Annotated in this window: 16 protein-coding genes; 8 read left to right on the forward strand and 8 right to left on the reverse strand. The window is 60.4% G+C overall.

The window, feature by feature from the left end; translation table 11 throughout:
• Positions 1-165: 165 nt before the first annotated feature.
• Positions 166-921 carry an RNA polymerase sigma factor gene (locus BGC09_RS08060; RefSeq protein WP_069803375.1) on the forward strand — a complete coding sequence of 252 codons (756 nt, stop codon included), beginning with the start codon at positions 166-168 and terminating at the stop codon, positions 919-921.
• Here BGC09_RS08060 and BGC09_RS08065 read toward each other — a convergent pair.
• Together BGC09_RS08065 and BGC09_RS08070 are read right to left on the reverse strand one after the other, a co-directional pair.
• Entirely contained in the window at positions 896-2386 is a 1491-nt protein-coding gene (locus BGC09_RS08065) for an alkaline phosphatase family protein (RefSeq protein WP_069803376.1), read from the reverse strand. The two genes, BGC09_RS08060 and BGC09_RS08065, sit on opposite strands and share 26 nt — an antisense overlap.
• Positions 2387-2392: 6 nt before the next feature.
• Complete coding sequence (locus BGC09_RS08070) at positions 2393-3223, reverse strand: GspE/PulE/PilB domain-containing protein (RefSeq protein WP_069803377.1); 831 nt, start codon at positions 3221-3223, stop codon at positions 2393-2395.
• A gap of 474 nt (positions 3224-3697) precedes the next feature.
• Here BGC09_RS08070 and BGC09_RS08075 point away from each other — a divergent pair, with 474 nt between their 5' ends.
• The 5 genes from BGC09_RS08075 (at position 3698) to BGC09_RS08095 (ending at position 9107) form a co-directional block, all read left to right on the forward strand.
• Positions 3698-4003 carry a hypothetical protein gene (locus tag BGC09_RS08075; RefSeq protein WP_069803378.1) on the forward strand — a complete coding sequence of 102 codons (306 nt, stop codon included), beginning with the start codon at positions 3698-3700 and terminating at the stop codon, positions 4001-4003.
• A 163-nt stretch (positions 4004-4166) separates the two neighbouring features.
• Positions 4167-6284, forward strand: coding sequence for a glycosyltransferase (locus tag BGC09_RS08080; RefSeq protein WP_069803379.1), 2118 nt, complete (start codon positions 4167-4169; stop codon positions 6282-6284).
• A gap of 615 nt (positions 6285-6899) precedes the next feature.
• A complete protein-coding gene (locus BGC09_RS08085) occupies positions 6900-7283 on the forward strand; it encodes a CBS domain-containing protein (RefSeq protein ID WP_069803380.1) in 384 nt (127 codons plus the stop codon).
• Positions 7284-7781: 498 nt separating this feature from the next.
• Entirely contained in the window at positions 7782-8384 is a 603-nt protein-coding gene (gene lepB, locus BGC09_RS08090) for a signal peptidase I (RefSeq protein WP_069803399.1), read from the forward strand.
• A 33-nt stretch (positions 8385-8417) separates the two neighbouring features.
• Positions 8418-9107 carry a YrzE family protein gene (locus BGC09_RS08095; protein ID WP_069803381.1) on the forward strand — a complete coding sequence of 230 codons (690 nt, stop codon included), beginning with the start codon at positions 8418-8420 and terminating at the stop codon, positions 9105-9107.
• A gap of 268 nt (positions 9108-9375) precedes the next feature.
• Here the strand turns inward: BGC09_RS08095 and BGC09_RS08100 are convergent, their stop codons facing one another.
• The 6 genes from BGC09_RS08100 to BGC09_RS23115 form a co-directional block, all read right to left on the reverse strand.
• Entirely contained in the window at positions 9376-10320 is a 945-nt protein-coding gene (locus tag BGC09_RS08100) for a ferredoxin family protein (protein WP_069803382.1), read from the reverse strand.
• A 37-nt stretch (positions 10321-10357) separates the two neighbouring features.
• Positions 10358-11176, reverse strand: coding sequence for an energy-coupling factor transporter transmembrane component T family protein (locus BGC09_RS08105; protein WP_069803383.1), 819 nt, complete (start codon positions 11174-11176; stop codon positions 10358-10360).
• Positions 11167-13020, reverse strand: a complete 1854-nt coding sequence (locus tag BGC09_RS08110; protein ID WP_176728876.1) for an ABC transporter ATP-binding protein — start codon at positions 13018-13020, stop codon at positions 11167-11169. Before BGC09_RS08110 ends, BGC09_RS08105 begins: the two co-directional genes overlap by 10 nt.
• A gap of 182 nt (positions 13021-13202) precedes the next feature.
• The gene (locus BGC09_RS08115) at positions 13203-13814 is read right to left on the reverse strand and encodes an ECF transporter S component (RefSeq protein ID WP_069803385.1); all 612 of its coding nucleotides are present in this window, start codon (positions 13812-13814) and stop codon (positions 13203-13205) included.
• A gap of 442 nt (positions 13815-14256) precedes the next feature.
• Complete coding sequence (locus BGC09_RS08120) at positions 14257-14742, reverse strand: peptidylprolyl isomerase (RefSeq protein WP_069803386.1); 486 nt, start codon at positions 14740-14742, stop codon at positions 14257-14259.
• Between the two features lie 250 nt (positions 14743-14992).
• Positions 14993-15853, reverse strand: coding sequence for a peptidylprolyl isomerase (locus tag BGC09_RS23115; RefSeq protein WP_218103992.1), 861 nt, complete (start codon positions 15851-15853; stop codon positions 14993-14995).
• A 783-nt stretch (positions 15854-16636) separates the two neighbouring features.
• Between BGC09_RS23115 and dnaB the strand changes: the two genes are divergently transcribed.
• Complete coding sequence (gene dnaB, locus BGC09_RS08135; protein ID WP_218103993.1) at positions 16637-18469, forward strand: replicative DNA helicase; 1833 nt, start codon at positions 16637-16639, stop codon at positions 18467-18469.
• 17 nt (positions 18470-18486) lie between these two features.
• The gene (locus BGC09_RS08140; RefSeq protein ID WP_069803389.1) at positions 18487-19266 is read left to right on the forward strand and encodes a DnaD domain-containing protein; all 780 of its coding nucleotides are present in this window, start codon (positions 18487-18489) and stop codon (positions 19264-19266) included.
• Position 19267 lies beyond the last annotated feature (1 nt).

Raw genomic sequence — 19267 nt, forward strand, 5'->3', positions numbered from 1 at the left:
AGCGGGCCGGCGGGTGATTGTCTACACGATGCACACAAAAAGTATGCTCAACTTTATACAAAGGTTTTCTATACAGACAATTATAGGTATGCATCCCTTGCTTTATTGTATATACTATGTTATATATCTGTATGTGGTTTGCATACGCAGGAGGTTAAATAGACCATGCTCTCACTCACGGTGTATCAAGAATGCCAGCTTGCCGCGGCGGGACCTGCAGCCATGACGCCCGCCGTTGGGCCGCTGTTAGCTGCGCCCACGCCAGGTTTTCCTGGAGAGGAGCCAGCGAGCGGTGAGCGAGAGGAGCAGGCTGACCAGCAGCAGCTACTCATTACACGGGTTCTGCGTGGTGACGGAGACGCCTTTAGCGACATTGCCTTGCAGTACAGCTCGCTGATGTTGCGAACGGCCTTCATGATCGTGGGTGATCGAGACGCTGCTGAAGACATCGTACAGGACGCGCTCATTCAAGCATGGCATCACCTCGCTGATCTGCGTGAAGCCGGAGCGTTGCGCCCCTGGCTGGTACGCATCGTAGTCAATCAGTGTATCAGCTTCAAGCGGCGTCTGGCGCGCTCCAGTGCCTTCCTGCGTCAGGCGCTCTGTGATCTAGAGACGGACCTGCTTGCCCGCACTGCTGAGCTACACAAAGGCTCGATTGAACGCAGTTGGGATCTGGCGCGGGCTGTCGAAGAGCTGCCCACCAAGCAACGTATTGCCATTGTTTTGCACTACTACAGCGGGATGACCTTGCCAGAGATGGCCCGGGCCTTGCACATCTCCGAGAATACGCTGAAGAAGCGCATTCAGAGTGCCCTCTCCAATCTGCGTCAGGCCCTCATGAGCGAAGCGGGTGACCACGTAGTGGCTTCTCGTCCGCTCTCGGAGCGCTATTTCACGACAGCGACTCGGCGGTCCTGAGCGCGAGGAGCGGCTGACCATCGAAGCGTACCACGTTATTGATCCCGAGCAAACTGAGGACCGTAGGAGCGACATCCATCACCGTAATCTCGTGCAGATCGTTCACTCCTGGCTCATGGTGGAGGAGGTTACCGATGAGTAGAACGCCATCCTTACGATGGGTCCCCGAAACAGTGCGCCTCACCGCTGGCGCTGTCAGCAGCGGCACATATAAGTCGTCGCCGATTGCAAAATCGCCCTGGAGCTCGAACACGAGATCCGGCAGCCGCTCCAAATATCTGCCCTGATAGACTTCCTCGCGTTTGCGCACCCAGCGGAGTAAGGGGCGACCGCGCGAGCGGAGGCGCTGGATCTCTTCTTGCAAACGCGCGCGCATTTCCTCGTAGTCGCGACCCTGTTCCTCGATGCCCTGACGATTGAGGGCCACGCCGCCGAATGGTCCATCGCCCCCCAGGCTGAGGGCGCGCGCCAGCGTGCGCTCTTCGTCGATGAGGCGAGACTGCGAGCGAGCCGATGGCTGACGTTCGCGTGCGAGAAGGCCGGCGTGGGCCAGCAACTCGTCGAGGGCCGCGTATCTCCGTGCGCGCACCGGAAAAGGGCGCTCTAGCAGTCGTTGGCCGGGGGTGGGGGACTGCACCACGAGCAGGCCCTGTCTACGTAGCCACTCGTTGAGATTGACTCGTTGGTGGCTGCGCCGCCCGTGGCCGTAGGCGCTGACGACCATCAGGATGCTCTCGGCTGGCAGCGCTGCCCGTACTTCGCCGACGATCTGATCACAGAGACGATAGAAGCTTTGAATGCGTGTCAGGTGCTCACTCTGCCCTGGATAGGCCGGATCACTGAGATCGCTGTAGTGCCAGAAAAGGTGCTGGACCACATCCAGTGCGTTGAGCTGCAGAAAGAAGAGGTCCCAGCTCTCTTGTTGCAGCAGTTCCAGGCCGAGGGCAGCCTGTTGGAGGGTGCAGCTCACCAGTTCGTGGTAAAAGGTCCGCAGCTGCTCGCGCCGCGTCGCCTGCTCGGTCAGGCGCGGCAGGGCGGGGAATGCCAGGCTGAGCTCGTGCTCTTCGGGAGCAATACTCATGCTGCCATCGCGCGGCGAGAGCGCCAACATGATGCCGTTGACAGGCCAGGCGGGATACGCCAGATAAGGGTTGAGTACGCAGATCCGCTTGCCGCTGGCGCTGGCCAGGTCCCAGAAGGTAGTGCCGCAGGTGAGGGCAGGTGGCTCTTCAGCCTCCAGGGCTGCCAGGTCGCTGATAGGCAGAGACAGCAGGCCGTGGTTGGCGGGGTTCAGGCCAGTGTAGAGACTGCCCCAGGCCGGAAAAGTGTCCGGCGGGATGCTGGAGGTGAGTTCGAGGAAAGGCGACTCCAGCATGAGGCGCCGTAGATGAGGCAGGGCCGGGCCATAGACTCGTAGCAGGTCTGCGTCCAGACCATCGAATCCCAGAATGACCACTTGTGTCATAGCTTTTCACCTTCTCTCACTCTCGTGCTCGCTCGCTAAAGTGATGTGTGGCAGGTCCCGGCCTTGGTCAGGCCGGGGGGACTCTGGTGACTGATCGGCTAAGAGCCGCCGCTGCTGTTGCTCCCAGTAGTGGAGAATCTCGCTGATCATCTCCGGCTCGCAGCGCACCTGAAAGATGGCTCGCTGCGTTACCGTCTGCAGCTGGTCCAGAATGGCGCGATCAAGCCGACGCGCCGTGGCCAGGGTCAGGGTCCCTCGCTCGGCCCCAATGGGGACACAACGATAACGCCGGGCCAACTCATAGGGCAGTAGATGGAGAAGGCGCGGCGAGGGATAGCTGGAGAGGAAGGCGAGGTAGGGCAGCTGACTTCCAGCCTGGCCCCCGCCTTCCTCGGATACCGCCGCTTCCTCGCTCTCCCTGGCCTGACCGCTACCCTGCTGGTCTCGGTCTCGTTGTTCCGCTTCGATCAGGCGGGGCCGTCGCCGCTGTAGCTCGCTTAAGAACTGGCGCGCCGCCTCCCCTGCGAGACAGCGTGCGCTGTGCTCGACGTCAGCCAGCAGTGGGCGAAGGCGCTGCATCACAGCCTCCGCCCCCGCCAGCGTGGCTGAGCGCAGCAGCAGGGCGCACTCGCCCTCTAGAGAGAAGATGAGGTCACTGGCGCGAATCTGCTGCCGAATACGACGCACGGCTCGCTCAAGCGCCACCACTGATTGCTCGCTTGCTTGAAGATGAATGAGTGCAAATGGCTCTTCCTCTGTTACCTCGCCTGCGTTGATTGCTCGCGGCGTTAAGGCTACCTCTCGATCTCGCGATCCTGTGCGCTCCTCGTCCTTCACGCTATCCTCCTCTACAGGCGCCAGCTTCCTGCCGCGCGCGCGACCGCCCTCCCGCCTATGACGGGGTAAAGCATGCGATACATGCCGCGTATTTAGTATACTATTCTTATGAAGATATGGCTTATCTATTCTGGTAGAGGAGAAGTTAAAATAACTTTATAAAAGTAAAGAAGAATATGTATTCCTTGTTTTCTATTGTTAACCTGAAAAAACAAGATATTACCTGATCACAACTAAACTTCTCTTTGCAAGGCCGGAAAGGGCGTGCCATACTGTGGCAGGTACAAGGCGGCCAGATCAGAGCTTCCCTTTCTCCCCTTGCGTGCGAACGAACGCTCACAGGCTGAGCTGATCGTGGCCGCCCCTTCTCATCGGCCAGGCCCGTGCTGAGGCGGTGCGCTGCCAGAGCATGGGGCAACAAAGCTAAGGAAGCAGCAGGTGAGAAGGAACTGCTGGGAGGTAGGTAGCGGGAGTATGAATGATTATCTTGTTGGGTGGAAAATTCGCTGGAGTCCGATGCTGGCCCCGGACCAGGGCATGGTTCCCGACGCCAGCGTCTTTGCGTGGATCGAGCAAAGCGAGCTGGCTCCTGTGGTCGGCGAAGAGGTTGGCGAGGGCCTTGTGTCTGACAAAGAGAAGAAGACTGAGCCTCTCTTTGCCGGTGACCTCTGGGAAAGGGGTGAGGTGGATGAAGGGGAGACCTCCCTGGAGCCGGAGTGGATAGAGCAGGTCTGTTGCCATATTGAGGCAATCGTTGCCGGAGCGGGAGAGCGGGCCTGACTGTGCCGGGCTGGGTGGGAGGCGCGTCGTCCAGGCCGGGCAGGTCTTGAGGATATCGCTGTCTCTTCTTCTCCATTCTTCTCCTTAAGCTTGAAATGAGCAGAGGGCAAGGCAAGCGCATGGGCTTTGCCTCCAGGACCAGGCAGGCAGGAGGGAAGGGGCTATGCATAAGCAGGTGGGAGGGAACGAACGTGGCAAGGGTCGCTCCCCTCAGCTGAGCGTCATTCTCTGTACCTATAACCGTTGCAACCTCGTGCTCTCGGCGCTGGCCAGCCTGCGGCGTCAGACGCTGGCGCGCCATCTCTACGAGGTGATCGTGGTCGACAATGGCTCACAGGATGGCACGCCCGCGGTGCTGCAGCGCTATCTGCAGGCCCGGGCGCCGGATGAGCGCGACTGGCAGGTGCGCTGTCTGATCGAGCAGCGCAATGGCCTGGCCTATGCGCGCAATGCGGCACTGCAGGTGGCGCGAGGAGAGATTGCTGTTTTTCTCGACGACGATGCTCTCGCTTCGCCGCGCTTCCTGGAGTATCTGCTGCAGACCTACGCTGAGACCGGCGCCGACGCCGTGGGCGGGCGGGTGGAACTCTATTGGGAAGCGCCTCGTCCCTACTGGCTGACCGATGAGCTGCTGCCTGTCCTCGGCTATTTTGCTCCTGCGAGCGAGCGCCAGCGGCTGAAGGCTCCCCAGAGTTTGAGCAGTTGCAGCTTTTCTGTGAAGGTTGCCGTCCTGCGGGCCGTCGGCGGCTTCTCGCCGCTGCTCGACAAGCGCCTGGCGGTGCCGACGCGGCTGGGGGTAGAAGATCTTTGCCGGAGGCTCCACGCGGCTGGCTATGCGCTCTGGTATGAGCCGCGGGCCCTGGTGGCCCATCGGGCTCATGCCGCGCGCCTCTGCCGCACCTTTTTTATCGGCCATGCCTACTGGCAAGGGCGTTCTGAGGTGCTCATGGAGCTAAGCGCCGCTCTCGCGCAGGGTGCCGAGGAGCGCAATCCCTGCCTCTCCTGGAGGACCTTACTCGCTGATCTCAGGCAGCTCGCGCGTCTCTGCCTTTGGGAGCAACCTCACCTGCTCATCGCGCGTGGTACCTCGGCGCAGCACCTGTACCTGAGCATGGAGAGCGTGCGCTCTTGGGGGCGCTTCCAGCAACGCCTGAGCTTACTCTGGCGTCCGCTGCCCCAGGAAGGCAGTCTGGCTGTATTGCTGGTGATGGCGCCGCAGTGCGAAGCGGCCACCCTCTTGTTAGCGCAGGCTCTGCGGCGCGAAGGGTTAGCCTGTCAGGTGGAGCGTGCCAATCTTTCCCTGACCTGGCTCTGGCGTCACCGCGGTCTGGATGGCCAGGCTTGTGGAATCGTCCAGCTGCAGCGTCCAGGAGCCTGGTGTTTGCCCCTGCGGCGGGGTCTCAATCTGCTGCTGCGTCTCTGGCTTGCACGTCGTCTGGGGTTACCGCTGGTTGTGGCCGACAGCGGGGGCTGGTGGCATAGCGCGCGTGGCTTCCGTCCACTGCTCCGCCGCTGGCTGGAACGCTACCTGTTGCGCCAGGCCAATGCGATGCTGGTCCCTACACAGCGCATCGAAGATTTCTATCCTGAGCGCCCTCTCCAGGAGCGGACCCTGGGACTGCCACCGGCAGGTTTTCGCGGCTACTATGCGGCGCCCCTGCCGCGAGTCGAAGCCTATCGTCGTCTGGGGATTCCGGCTTCCGTTCCCTACGTCTATCTCTGCTTTGCTGCCTGGCACAGTGAGGATGAGCTGCTCAACCTCTGCGAGAGCTTTCGCCGCCTCTGGGAAAAGCTCATGCCTGTGCCGGGGGATGTCTCGCAGGGGCCGCATCTGCTACTGGTCGGAGCGCCTGCCGACCGTCCTCGGGCCACGCGCCTTCTACGGTTGGCGGCGCGTATGCCCATGTTGCATCTCTTTCTTCGATCTCCTCTTGATGAAGACATCCCGCTCTATCTGGGAGCTGCCGATGCTGTGGTCCTGCCACAGCGCTCCCACCTGCGGGCGGGCAATGTGGAGCTGGCGCTGCTGGCCCTCTCCTATGGACGGGCCGTCGTGGCTCCGGCGCTCCCCTCGTTTGCTGATCTCCCCGCCTCACAGGCCGTCGTCTTCTACCATGCCGCCGATGAAGCTGATCTAGAGCGAGCCCTGGGTGAGGTACGTTCGAGCGTGGTTCAGGAGCTGCTACGTGCCGCCTGTGCTGAGCCGCGGTTAGAGGCGGTTACTGGCTGGCGAGACTATGCCAGGCACCTCGTCAAGCTCTATGAGAGCTTTCGCTGGTAGCCTGACGGCTGGTGGCACCTGCTCCGCTCAATCAAGCTGAGCTGGCAAGAGAGACCCTCGCCTCCCTGCCATCCGGTATGGTAATGTATCAGCGGGGGATCAGCCAGAGGAATCAGGTAGCAGGTGGAGCACAGACGACGATGGAAGCAGCCGGCCAGGGCCTCCTCACCCTCACAATCTGTTTGTCCGTCCGCCTGTCTGGATGGGACAGCAGGGTGACCGCCTCTCCACTGGCGATCGCCTGGTTCAGTCAGGGTGCTGTCTGTTCCAGGCTGGCCTGCGCTCGCCGTAGAAGAAGGTCTGGCCAGGTCGTCTCAGCTCTGCCTCCTACTACCTGTACTACCTGCCAGGTGCCCTTGTTCTCTGCTCGTCTTGTCTGTCTTGCCTTGTCGCCAGTGTAGTGTGGCGAACAGGAGAGCCTTGCTACTCCTCGGCCTTTCGTGGGCATCGTCTCAGCATTTGGCTTGTCATCACAGAGCAGTGACGGGAGACGCTGATACGCTGTTGTATCGCTGTTGTATCACGGCCCAGACCAATCCTTCTGCGTTGGAGATGGGAGCGTCTGCCCGTTCGTAGGCATCGTTTTGTCAGCAGAGCAGCAGAGGAGAGTGCTCTATGATCGCCAGAGACATTATGACTCGCACGGTCTACACCATTCGCCCCGAGGCGAGTGCTCAGGAAGCAGCCCAGCTGCTGGATCAAAAGCGCATCAGTGGCGCACCGGTTGTCGATGGAGACGGCAGGCTGATCGGCATGGTCACCGAGGCCGACATCATCAGCAAGGTCAATCGTGAAGGCTTGCGCGTCTCCGACATCATGAGCCATGAGCTGATCGTTGTCTCCGCAGAAACTCCCCTGGAAGAGATTGCCGCTTTGCTCTCCGAACGCAAGATCAAGCGTGTCCCCGTCGTCGAAAATGGCCGTCTGGTTGGTATTGTGAGCCGCGCCGATATTGTCCATGCCGTAGCCGCCGGGCACCTCATTGTGCGCAGCTGGTAAGAGACTGACAACCCGTGCTATCATAGGAAGGCCGAAGGAAGAGCGTAGGCCCATCAGGTCGGGCGGGCAGGAGAATCATCGATCCCGTGCGGCGCCTTGCTGATCCCAAGATCAGCCCGTCTCTCAGCGAGAGCAGGGGAGGAGCCTGTCTTGTCGAAAGGCTCTCTTCCGTTGGCAGCGGCACAGTTGCCATGTCAAGGCAGGAGGAAAGCGGTGGGAGGCCAGGCTCCTTTCCCTGCGCGGTGGTGCCTGCTGGGTTGCTGACAAGACAGGCAAGCAGGCTGGTACCATTGGGCTGCTTTCTCCTCTGCACGAGGGAGAAAGTGAAAGCTGCCCTTGATCTTTCGCTATAATGTGCCCAGACAGAGTTATAGAGTACAGGAGCCAGCTTTTGCTGGGGGACCAAACCGGCCTGGTGGCCAGCTGGCCGGGCGTCTGGTCAGGCAAGCGTGTAGCGAGCGAGCGAGCGAGCAAACGAGCCGGCGCTGGTTCTCCCGCATGCAGCGATCGGAACAGGCGAGCGAGGTAACGGTCTTGAAACGAGCACATCTTGCCCGAGATATTCTAGAGGTCATTGCCCTGGCGCTGATTCTCTTCCTGGCAACGCGCCTGGCCATCCAGAACTACCACGTCGAAAATGTGAGCATGCAGCCTACGCTGGTCGACGGAGAAAATGTCATTGTCAACAAGCTGGCCTATCTGTTTCACCCACCCGAGCGTGGGGATGTGATTGTCTTTCATTGGCCACTGGATACGCGCCAGGACTTTATCAAGCGCGTTATAGGCATTCCCGGAGATGTCATACGGACGGATAGTACCCATGTCTGGGTCAATGGCGTCCTGCTCAATGAACCGTATATCAAGGCCCCCTACAATGCCATCGCCAATGTCTGGAAGTTGGGCAAAGATCAGTACTTTGTGATGGGCGATAACCGTCCCGATAGCGACGATTCGCGTAACTGGGGCGTGGTCCCACGCAATTATATTGTCGGCAAGGCCATTGCGGTCTACTGGCCTATCAATAAGTGGCAGGTGATCAATACCTACCCGGCGGTCTTTGCTCATATTCCTGATGCCAACCCTCAAACAACCAGTAAATGAGGATCAATCAGTCAAAAAGGGAGTAGGCCGTCGATGAATGAGTCGGAGCAGCGCTATCCTTTGCACCAGCACGAAAATGAGGAGTGGGACCAGGATGAAGAGGGGGAGCGTCACGGTCGGCATCGCCATCATATTGCGCCGTTGCCAGATCAGAGCGAGGAAGACGAGGAGGAGCGCGAGCGGCGTCGTCGCATGCACCAGCGTGAAGAGCCAAGCGAGCCGGAGCTGCCCCGGGGCCGTCTGTGGCCCACGCTGATCGTGGGGGTGGTGGCCGGACTCCTCTGTGCCGCCGAGAATATCGCCTTTGTGCTCCTGAACGCCTCGCTCTTCACCAATGCGGAGCAGCTCGCCAGCCGGAATGCCTATCAGCTGGCGGTCTCGATCACGACCCTTTGTGGGCTGGTGATCTTTATCAGCCTGGTGATCTGCGCCGTAGCGGGGTTTATCGTTGGCAAGCTGGTGGTCCAGCGGAGCCTGGGCTTTCTGGCGGGCCTGGTGGCCGGCGTGCTCTACTATCTGGGAGCGATCTTCTTGCCGCGCTATATCCCTGGCTTCCCCAGCAATGCTCCTGCCAGTGGCAATGTCACGTTCGGTGGCGTCATCGGGGGAATTGTGGTCACCGTCATCTTTATGCTCTTGCTCGGCCTGCTGGAAGGGCTGGCCGCTCTCTTTGGGGCCTGGCTGGCAACGCGCCGCCACCCTTACTACGTGGGCTACAGCTAATAAGATGCGCTGATGCCCAGGACGAGCGGTTTGCAAGACAAGAGAAGAGGCAAACAGAGGCTGGTCTCGTCAGGCAGGCCAGCCTTCTTTGTGACTTCTACTGTGGGTACGGGAGCAAGGGCGTGCGCTCACGCATGCAACCGGGCGAGCGCGCTCTCGCTTCCTCTCTCCCCTCGGCCCCCGGGCCTGCCCCAGGCTGGTGGCGAGGGAAGAGAGGAAGGAGTTCCGAGAGAGCTGAGTGAGAGAGGGAGGGCAGTTGTCTGGCGAATTAGCTGACGGCTGCCTGCTGCACCTGTGGGATATAGATGCGGTGCTCGAGCAGGCAATACTCTTGCCGCTGCAATTTGCCGCTCAGGTTGCAGCGGCAGCCCTCGACCGTGGCCAGCGCCTGGTTCTGCTCCACCAGGCGTAGACTGTGCAGGGAGCCGTCCAGGCGCGAGCGGAAGAGCACCCGATGATAGGCTCCATCCTGCCGTGCTTTGAGAAAGATGAAGGCTGTCAGTTCATGCTGACCCGTGCGCTGTCGCAGGTAATGCTCTGCAGCCTGGACAGGCTGGGGATAGATGGCTCGCCCACGGCATTTCTCCAGATAGAGCTTCCCCTGGCGATCAGCCTCCAGAATAGCTGCCACCTCGGGCACCTTGACGCGGCTATAGTAGATGCCATGCGGCAGACAAACCAGGTTGGCGGCGAACTGGTCGCCGCCGATGTGGCTGCATTGCCAGACCTGCTCACCGGCCAGGCGAGCCGCTTCCCGATAGATAGGCATGCCGAATTTGGCGCAGCACTGATCGTGTTTGCCATGAGTGCAGACAATATAAAGCGGCTCTGCGCTCAGGTAACAGTCGTAGTCGGGCGCTCCCTGCTCTAGCTGGTCAAGCGGGAGCAGCGGCAACTCCTCGTAGCTGGCGAGCTGGAAGGCGTAGAGCGCCTGACGTTCGGGCAGCGTAATCGCCACAAAGCAGCGCAGCGGCCCGCTGCTGCGTGGTCCCCGTCTGATAAAGACCGCCATGCTCTGCCTGGTTTCATAGCTCAGAGCAACCTCTGCCAGCCAGCGCCGGGCCGGCTCTGGCAGATCGTTGTAGAGCACCGCTGATCGTTCCCAGGCTCCTGTATATTCCACTAGCACCCAGATTCTTGCCAGCGGCGCCAGCCCGTAGATGGGTACCTGGCGCTCCTCAGAGAGCTGGGCGCAGAAGATGCCTTCTACCACACCTGATACTCCTCACTGTCGAGATATGGCTCATGGTTTACAGCTCCTTCGTGAAGGAGAGTGGCCCCATCCAGCCAGCCAGCCAGAACAGAGCAATGACCAGCAGACAGAGCAACCAGAAGCAGAGAATAAAGAGATAATCGGTGCGACTGAAGCGGAAACGCCGGAAATAGGAGCGCTGTTTGAGAGCGCCAAAGGCCCGGCTCTCCATCGCCAGAGCGGTCCGCTCTGCCCGGCGGATAGCGCTGGTCAGCAGCGGAATCAAGGAGCGGCGCAAGCGCTCGACCTGAGTGTGCACTCCCCCCTGTGTCTCGATCCCGCGGATACGATGGGCTGCCTGAATCAGGCGAAATTCTTCTTGCAGCAGGGGAACGAAGTGAAAGGCGGCCAGCACCCCATAGCCCAGCCGATAGGGAAAGTGCCACTGCTGGACCATCGCGCGGATAAAGTCACTGATATCGGTGGTGAACATGAAGATCAGCGACAGCAGGAACATGGCATAGACGCGCAGGACCGCTGCCGTCCCGGCCAGCAAGGCGCCCTGATAGAGCACCAGCGGGCCCAGCCGCAGTACGACAGGCGTGTGATCGAAAAGCTCAGCGCGCACCATAAAGGGATACAGGATCATAAAGACCAGCAAACTGATGGTGAGAGGGGCCTGCAGGCGCCAAAAGGTTCCTGGGGCGATGCGCGCCGGACCGACAATCATCGCGCTTGCCAGGATCATGAAGGCCAGCGGCAGCCAGGGATCGGTGGTGAGAGCCACAAACAGCACCACGGGCACCAGGGCCACAACCTTGCTGAGCGGGTTCAGGCGGTGCAGCAGCGACTCCCCTTCTTGATAAATCACTTGCATGGCCTGCCCTCCTTCAGGGAAACTGCTTCCTCGGCCTGACCTGGCGATTCTTGCGGCCTCAGAGAGCTTGCCTGGAGACAGCGCTCGCACAGCTCCTCCAGGGTCAGCAGGTCCCGCCAGCCGAGCCGACGCGCCAGCTGGGCCAGTGGAGGCAGCATCAGACGTGCCTCGGCCAGCAGCTCCTCGCGCGCAAAGAGGGCCGCTGGCGTCCCATAAAAGAGCAACCTGCCATGGTTCATGACTGCCACATACTGGGCATAAGTCGCTACCAGAGACATATCGTGCGTAATGATGATGACCGTGCGTCCCTCGCTATGGAGCTGCCAGAGCAACTCCAGCAAGGCAGTTGCGTTGTACTCGTCCTGGCCAAAGGTTGGCTCATCGAGGATCAGAATTTCCTGTCCCATTGCCAGCATGGTGGCCACACTCAGGCGCCGCTTCTCGCCGTGGCTCAGCGTAAAAGGATTGGCCCGGGCCAGGGAGAGCAGGTTGAAGCGCTCCAGCAGCGTGCGCGTCCGCTCCTGAACCTCGGTCGCTGGCAAATCCATGACACGCAGTCCATAGGCCACCTCGTCCTCGACCGCCTCGGTGATAAACTGGTGTTCAGGATTCTGGAAGACATAACCGACGTGGCGTGTCAGCTCGCGGGCTGGAATTGTTGTGAGGTCGCGACCCAGCAAGCGAATGCAGCCCCGGGGCGGCTGCAGAATGCCGACCAGGTGCTGAGCCAGCGTGGTCTTCCCGGCGCCATTAGCTCCAACCAGAGCCAGCAAGGCCCCACGTGGAATCGCCAGCGAAATATCCTGCAGCACCTCACGCCCGGCGGCGCGATAGGAAAGCGAGCAGACCTCAATTGCTGCCTCCTCCTGGGCGGGTTTGAGGTTGGTTGGAGGCAAGCCTACTGGTTGCTGATGACTGTTCTGGTGAACGGTAGCGCTGGTTGTTGGACAAGCCAGCGCAGCCTGGCGAGCAAGGCCGGGCGCTGGCCTCCTCGTCAATGCCTCCACGGCCTCGCTCAGAGTGAGAGGGAACGGCTCAAGCGACCAGCCATATTGCTGGAGAGCCTGGGCCAGCCTGGCTACCTGGGGGACCCAGACCCCCAGCTCCTGAAGCGTTGACAGGTGGGCGCGCAAGACCTCGCGCGGCGCCCCATCTATGATCACCTCGCCCCGTTTGCCCAGAACGACCATACGCTCCACCAGGTCCATCAGCTCATCCAGGCGATGCTCGATCAGCACGATCGTATAGCGGCCCGTCTCCTTACAGCGGCGCAGCAGATCAAAGACCTCGCGCGTCCCCTGGGGGTCGAGATTCGCCGTCGGCTCATCGAAAACCAGGATCTCCGGCTCGAGCGCCAGCAGAGCCGCCAGCGCCACACGCTGCTTCTCCCCCCCTGAAAGCTGCTCCACACGGCGGTAGCGCAGATCTGTCAGCCCCACCAGGCGCAGACTGTCGCTGATACGCCGCTCCATCTCCTCGGGCGAGAAGCGGAGATTTTCCAGTCCGAAAGCGATCTCATCCTCCACGGTAAACATCACAAACTGGGCCTCCGGGTCCTGAAAAAGAATGCCCACCCGCTGCGCCAGAGTAGCAACCGTCGTCTGCCGTGTATCGAGGCCAGCGACACGTACGCAACCGCTCTGCAGCTTGCCGATGCTGTGGGGAATCAGGCCGTTGAGTGTGAGCGCCAGCGTGCTCTTGCCGCTACCCGAGGGACCCAAGAGCAGCACCGTCTCACCAGCTCGTAGCTGGAGCTGAAGCCCCTCTAGCGCTGGTGCCCGTCGCCCAGGATACTTGACCGTCAGATCTTCGATCTCAATGAGCGCCGTCCTTGTCTCACTCATCACCTTTCTCCTCACCTGGCGTCCTACCTGTCTGCTTCCTTGGCCAGCCACTACTGCAACCGGAGTGGAGAGAGGGGGCTGGTCGACGTTGACCAACCCCTGCGAGAGGCTGAGGTAGCGCTGATTGGCGCGACAGGGAGAGCCATAGGCTACAATCTTGTTCCCCAGGCCGGCCCAGGACATCAGATTTCATCTTGCTCCCGGCGAATCGTACCAGCCAGCACACCGGTGCGGGCCGCGGCGTCTCCCAGGTACCTGGCCAGAATGCCGCTCAGCGTGCTGCTCACGAGCGTAATCGCAATCACTCCAATCAGCACAGGAAGCGCCAGCTGGAAAGACGAAGGATAGAAAATAGCGTAGATGATCAGCATCACAATGCCGCCGAGAAAACCCGTCAGGGCCATCCAGGGCAGGTCGAAGTGACGATAGCGTGTTCCAAGGGCCACGCTGATCTCTCCTGAGCAGGCGTAGAGAATGCCGGTGATCATGATCGACGGCCCGTAGGGGGAGATAGGCAACGTCACGAAGCAGTAGAGCAGAGCGATCAAAAAGGCTGCCCCCGGCCTGCGTAGAGCATAAGCGATGAAGAAGCCCGGCAGAATATAGAGTCCAATCCAGGCCCAGGCCACAATCGGGCCAAGTACCACCGATAGCATGTATGGATACAGCAAGGCGCCCAGCAGGATGCCAAAGACCACACTGATAGCCGCCAAAATCAAAATGTCGCGTGTGTTCCAGGCCAGCAGCGACAGCCAACTCCGCACTGGTTGCCTCACGTCAGTCTGTCTGCTCATCCGGTCATACTCCTCCAACAGCGAAAGCGGGGAAAGCGCCCGCCTGACCTTGCATTCCTTCAATATCGGTATCGGTATTAGGTTTGCCTAATATCCGACTGCGTTGCTAAGATATTAGGGCATACTAATGTCAACTGTCAAGAGGCAAAAGGCCAGGTGGTGGCCGAGATCAGTAAAACTACTGATCAAAGGGAGGGCATAAGCGGGTGAACCAGGGAGAGAGCGGTCAAGGAGCAGTAGCAAGAGAGGAAGGAGGGGCGCCGTGTGGCTACAGACGGAGATAGCCAGGGCTGGCGTATCTGCCCGGCCTGGCCGTCCACGCAGCCCGAGGCAAGAAGAAGGAGGGAAGCAGGCTGCGAAGGCAAGGGCAGGTTGGGAGCCGGCCAGCCTGGCTTGTCAGGGAAGACGGGACGAATTGCGAAACGGAAGCGAGCGAGAGAGACTAAGCTTCTTCAATGGTCACGCTATGCATGACGTCGCCCACCTGGATACGGCGAACCACATCGAGGCCGGCGACTGTCTCCCCGAAGATCGTGTAATTCGGTGGGAGGCGTGGCTGATCCTCCAGGCAGATGAAGAACTGGCTTCCGTTCGTATTAGGGCCAGCGTTTGCCATAGCCAGGGTGCCGGCCTTATAGGGGCGGCGCACCGGCTCGTCAGGGAACATGTAGCCTGGGCCGCCGCGGCCATTGCCCAGGGGGTCGCCTCCCTGAATCACAAAGCCGGGCACGACACGATGGAAGGTCAGCCCATCGTAGAAGCCATCGCGGGCCAGGGCCACGAAGTTATTCACGGTCAGAGGGGCCTCGGAAGCAAAGAGCTGGAGGCGGATATCGCCCTTCGTTGTGCTGATCGTCGCATAATAGGTCTTACGCGGATCGATCTGCATAGCGGGCGGGGCACTATAGTGTCGTTTATTAGCGGGCATTGTTTGCAGATCCTCACTTTCACTTGCTCAGGGAGCCGCTACCGGCTAGCAGGAAGCGTGCTCGTAGCCATTCCACCAGGCTCCCAGCTCGCTCTCTCGGCCAAAGCAGTCCTGGCCCATGCAGGGCGAAGGAAGCGCCAGACGAGTGGTGCAAGCGGGGCGAGGCGGGCTGGGTCAGGGGCTGGCAGAGCCGATCACGCGCGGCCAGCCCTCTCCTCGTTTCAGCCCGCCTGCCTTGAGAGAGCCTGCGTCAGGGAGCGGTCACCACCACCAGATGGGTAATGACATCAGGCGTGATCTTCTTCTGAGAAGGTTGATCGCCTGGACCCTGGATCTTCTTCACGACATCCATGCCCTGGACCACATGGCCAAAGAGATTATACGATTTCGTCAGTTGCTTCGCCGGTTGGTCGGAGACGCAGATAAAGAACTGGCTGCCACTATTAGCGGTGCCGCTGGCAGGTTTGGCCATAGCCACCATCCCGGCGGTATAGTTACCCTTCACCGGCTCGGCGGGCAGCGTATAGCCGGGTCCGCCGCTGCCATCACCCTTCGGATCACCGGTCTGAATAATGTAATTCGGCACCACGCGATGGAACTTCAGCCCATCATAGAAATGGTGCTGGGCCAAAAAGACGAAATTATTGACCGTCTTGGGTGCCAGCTTCGGGTCAAGCTCCACCACGATCAGGCCGCGATTGGTATTGATACCGGCGCAATAAATCTTGTTGGTATTGATCGACATCGCGGGCAGAGCTTTATACGTATGCTGGATCTTGTTGAAGGCCTCCCCGGTCGGAGCCGGCGAGCTATTGGTCAGCTGCTTGACCACCTTCAGGCAGGGCGAGACGGCGGCGCTCTTCGGCTGGGGTTTTGGCGGAGCGAAGGGGCCGATCTTGTAATAGTACATGGCGCCGATCGCGGCAGCGATGACCAGGATCGTCAGGGTGATAGCCCAGGGGTAGCGAGCCAGGCCCCGTTTGGGAGGCGTGTAGCCAGGGCCGCGCTTCTCCTTCTTCTTGGGGGCAGGCGCTTCTGGCAGCCTGGTCGCGTGCGCGCGGGCGATCTTTTCCGCTCTTCTCGTGGCTGCGCGCTTGCTCGTCTTTGGCATGGGGTCTGAATACTGCTCCTTTTTCAGATCTTGCTTGCAGAGAATCTCTGAGGCCCAGGTCAACAGCGCAGCTGCTTCCTTGCTCTGGGGCTGTTCTGTTGACGGCGGCAGCGCTGAACGTGGCTGGCTGCCTGCCTGTCTGCCTGGCTCGGTAGGCTCTCCACCAGCCCTGTACTGGTACTGGTCTGGGAGCAGGTAGGAGCAGGTAGGAGCAGGTAGGGCTGTCTGATGGCCAGGCCGCCAGCCGGGATAAAGAGCGCTGATTTCTGGGTGCTATGATACCCTTGCAGACCCGTGCGGGTCAAGCCCTTTCCCGCCTCCCCTACGGGCAGCGTCGCGGTGAACTTTCTTCCAGGGAATAGGAAGATTCGCCCACCTGGCCCTGTGGATAACTTTGTGGATAACTTTGTGGATAGCGGTGGATAACTGTGGATAACTCCCCGTGGACGGTGGATAACTGGGGGATAACTGCTTATTAACTCAGCTATATTTGGAGGCGCAAGCGTGAGCTATCCCTGAAGATATCCACATATCCACAGGGCCACTGCCAGCCTGCTGTTTGCTTTCGGGCACAAGATTCGCTACACTGTTTAGACACACGGGATTCCCTTCCCGCTCATCCTCGACCCGGGGCCTGGGCGGGCTGTGCCCCAGTAAGCAGCTTTGCTGCATGTGCGCGTAATCGGTCTCTTGCTCAATAAGTCAGAATTATATAATATAATGTTTCAGACCCATTCTTGATCTTCTTGTTGGTTATTGGCGCATAGCGAGAAGCTGCTGAAATTGGCGAGAACGCTGGAGACGGACGTGGAGAAGCTGTTACCGCAGAACATCGAGGCCGAGTGTGGCGTCCTGGGCAGCATCCTGATTGATCCCGAGGCGATCATCCAGGTCGCTGACTTCTTGCGCCCGGAGGACTTTTATCGCGACGCCCATCGTGCCATTTATGAGGTGATACTCCAGCTCTATGAGCGGCATGAGCCGGCGGACTTTATTACGCTCTGCGATGAGCTGGAGCGTCAGGGGAAGCTGGAGGAGGTTGGCGGCGCCAGTTACATCACGTCCCTGGTCAACCAGGTGCCCACCAGTGGCAATATCGAGTACTATGGGCGCATTGTGGAGCGCACGGCGGTTTTGCGCCGTCTGATCCATGCCGCCGGGCAGATCGCGGCCATTGCCTACGAGGAGGGGGATGCCGATGTGGCGCTCGATAAGGCCGAACGCCTGATCTTTGAAATCGGGCGACGGCGCCTGCGTTCGGACTTCTCGCTCCTGAGCGAGATCCTTTCCGAGTATTTGAACAAGCTGGATCAGCTCCATGAGCGGCGCGGGGCTATCGTTGGCGTCCCCACTGGCTTCTCCGACCTCGACCGTCTCACCGGCGGGCTACAGCGCTCGGACCTGATCATTCTGGCGGCTCGTCCTTCGCTGGGCAAGACCTCGCTGGCCCTGAGCATGGCTCATAACGCCGCTGTGCGCTTCAAGCAGACGGTCGCGATCTTTAGTCTGGAGATGAGTAAAGAGCAGCTCGTACAGCGTCTGCTCTCGATGGAGGCCGGGGTTGATCAGCAGCGACTGCGCACCGGTTGGATCGATGATGAGGAGTGGGAGCGCATTATGCTGGCGACGCAGCGCCTGGCTGAGGCGCCCATCTGGATCGATGATACGGCCAGCATCTCCACGGCGGAGATGCGCAGTAAGGCGCGGCGCCTCCAGGCAGAGCAAGGGGTCGATCTGATTATTGTCGACTATCTGCAGTTGATGCAGACGACCAGCGGCAGCGCCCGACGCAACGAGAACCGTGTCCAGGAGATTTCAGAGATCAGCCGAACGCTGAAGGCGCTGGCTCGCGAGCTGAATGTACCGGTACTGGCGCTGGCCCAGCTCTCGCGAGCTGTAGAAACGCGCCAGTCGAAGGTGCCTCAGCTCTCGGATCTGCGCGAGAGTGGTTGTCTGGCGGGGGAGACCTTGGTCTATCTGGCCGACGAGGGGGTATGCTGTCCAATCGAGCGGCTGGTGGGGCGGCAAGGCTTCCGCGTGCTGGCGCTGAATCCGCTGACGCAGCGTCTGGAGGTGGCGCCAGTGACGCGCGCTTTTGCGACGGGGCGCCGGCCTATCTTTCGCCTGGTGACTGCGGGGGGCCAGCAGGTGCGGGCCACGGCCAATCATCGCTTTCTGACTCGCGCAGGGTGGCAGCGCCTGGATGAGCTGAGCGTAGGGCGGGCGGTGGCTCTCCCGCGAGCCCTGCCGTCGGCGGCCTGGTCCGGCCCTGGTCGCGCTCTGCAGACGGCGGAGGCCGCTGAGGGTGATATCATCTGGGATCGTGTGGAGGCGATTGCGCCCGCCGGTGAGGCTGAGGTCTATGATCTGACGGTGGCCGGCCTGCACAATTTTGTGGCCGCTGACCTGGTTGTCCACAATAGCATTGAGCAAGATGCCGACGTGGTGATGTTTATTTATCGGGATGATGTCTATAACCCGGACTCGGAGCGCAAAAATATCGCGGATATTATCGTCGCCAAGCATCGCAATGGTCCTGTCGGCGAGGTAAGCCTCTACTTCCAGGCGAGTCATACCCGCTTCTGTGATCTAGAGCTTTCTCCGCCCCCTGAGTAATCTCTGGATGGATGGCTATGACGTCCTTTGCTGGCTTCCCTTCGGGCAAAAATCCCTATGTCCCTGTGCCGGAGGTCTTCTTCAGGTCGCTCCTGCCAGAGATCGAGGATGTGGCGGAATTGAAAGTGACGCTGCACCTCTTCTGGCTGTTGGCCCAGAAGCGCGGTGAGCCACGCTGTGTGAGCGAGCCGGAGCTGTTGGGCGATCGTGTGCTGTTGAAAAGCCTGAAGCGGCGCGGTGATCCGCGCCCTCCTGAAGAACGAGTACGCCAGGGCCTGGAAAAAGCGGTAGCGCGCGGCACGGTTCTCCGCGTCTACCTCAAGGTGCTCGGTGATGATGGCTCTGAGGATGAGGTCGTTGGCTGGTATTTCTTTAATACGGCCCGCAGCCGGCGCGTCGTGGCTGAGCTGCAGGGCAGTGAGTTGATCCCGGTCCGCCTGCTCGACGTGGGACAGCATCGCTTCGCGCCAGAGCACGGACAGCGCCAGAGCCAGAGTCAGGGCCAGGGCCAGGGAGGCGACCCTTCGCCCTCCCCGGCTGCTACGGCGCTGGCGCGCGTTGGCCACAACCAGACTCAGCATTTACACATTGAGATTGAACGTCCGAATATATTTGTCTTGTACGAACAGAATATAGGGCTTCTTTCTCCACTGATCGCTGATGAGCTGCGCGATGCCGCTGAGCGCTATCCCCCAGAGTGGGTCGAGGCAGCTTTTCGCGAGGCAGTAGAACATAATAAGCGTAACTGGCGTTATATTCGCGCAATCTTGAGGCGCTGGGAAACGGAAGGCAGATAAC

Source organism: Thermogemmatispora onikobensis, from assembly GCF_001748285.1.
In the GTDB taxonomy this organism is placed as follows: Bacteria; Chloroflexota; Ktedonobacteria; order Ktedonobacterales; family Ktedonobacteraceae; genus Thermogemmatispora; species Thermogemmatispora onikobensis.

Bases quoted from the DNA above. Each gene is read 5' to 3' on its own strand.
- BGC09_RS08060 (WP_069803375.1), top strand. From the start codon at position 166: ATGCTCTCACTCACGGTGTATCAAGAATGCCAGCTTGCCGCGGCGGGA.
- BGC09_RS08065 (WP_069803376.1), bottom strand. From the start codon at position 2,386: ATGACACAAGTGGTCATTCTGGGATTCGATGGTCTGGACGCAGACCTG.
- BGC09_RS08075 (WP_069803378.1), top strand. From the start codon at position 3,698: ATGAATGATTATCTTGTTGGGTGGAAAATTCGCTGGAGTCCGATGCTG.
- BGC09_RS08080 (WP_069803379.1), top strand. From the start codon at position 4,167: ATGCATAAGCAGGTGGGAGGGAACGAACGTGGCAAGGGTCGCTCCCCT.
- BGC09_RS08085 (WP_069803380.1), top strand. From the start codon at position 6,900: ATGATCGCCAGAGACATTATGACTCGCACGGTCTACACCATTCGCCCC.
- lepB (WP_069803399.1), top strand. From the start codon at position 7,782: ATGCAGCGATCGGAACAGGCGAGCGAGGTAACGGTCTTGAAACGAGCA.
- BGC09_RS08095 (WP_069803381.1), top strand. From the start codon at position 8,418: ATGAATGAGTCGGAGCAGCGCTATCCTTTGCACCAGCACGAAAATGAG.
- BGC09_RS08105 (WP_069803383.1), bottom strand. From the start codon at position 11,176: ATGCAAGTGATTTATCAAGAAGGGGAGTCGCTGCTGCACCGCCTGAAC.
- BGC09_RS08110 (WP_176728876.1), bottom strand. From the start codon at position 13,020: ATGAGTGAGACAAGGACGGCGCTCATTGAGATCGAAGATCTGACGGTC.
- BGC09_RS08115 (WP_069803385.1), bottom strand. From the start codon at position 13,814: ATGAGCAGACAGACTGACGTGAGGCAACCAGTGCGGAGTTGGCTGTCG.
- BGC09_RS08120 (WP_069803386.1), bottom strand. From the start codon at position 14,742: ATGCCCGCTAATAAACGACACTATAGTGCCCCGCCCGCTATGCAGATC.
- BGC09_RS23115 (WP_218103992.1), bottom strand. From the start codon at position 15,853: ATGCCAAAGACGAGCAAGCGCGCAGCCACGAGAAGAGCGGAAAAGATC.
- BGC09_RS08140 (WP_069803389.1), top strand. From the start codon at position 18,487: ATGACGTCCTTTGCTGGCTTCCCTTCGGGCAAAAATCCCTATGTCCCT.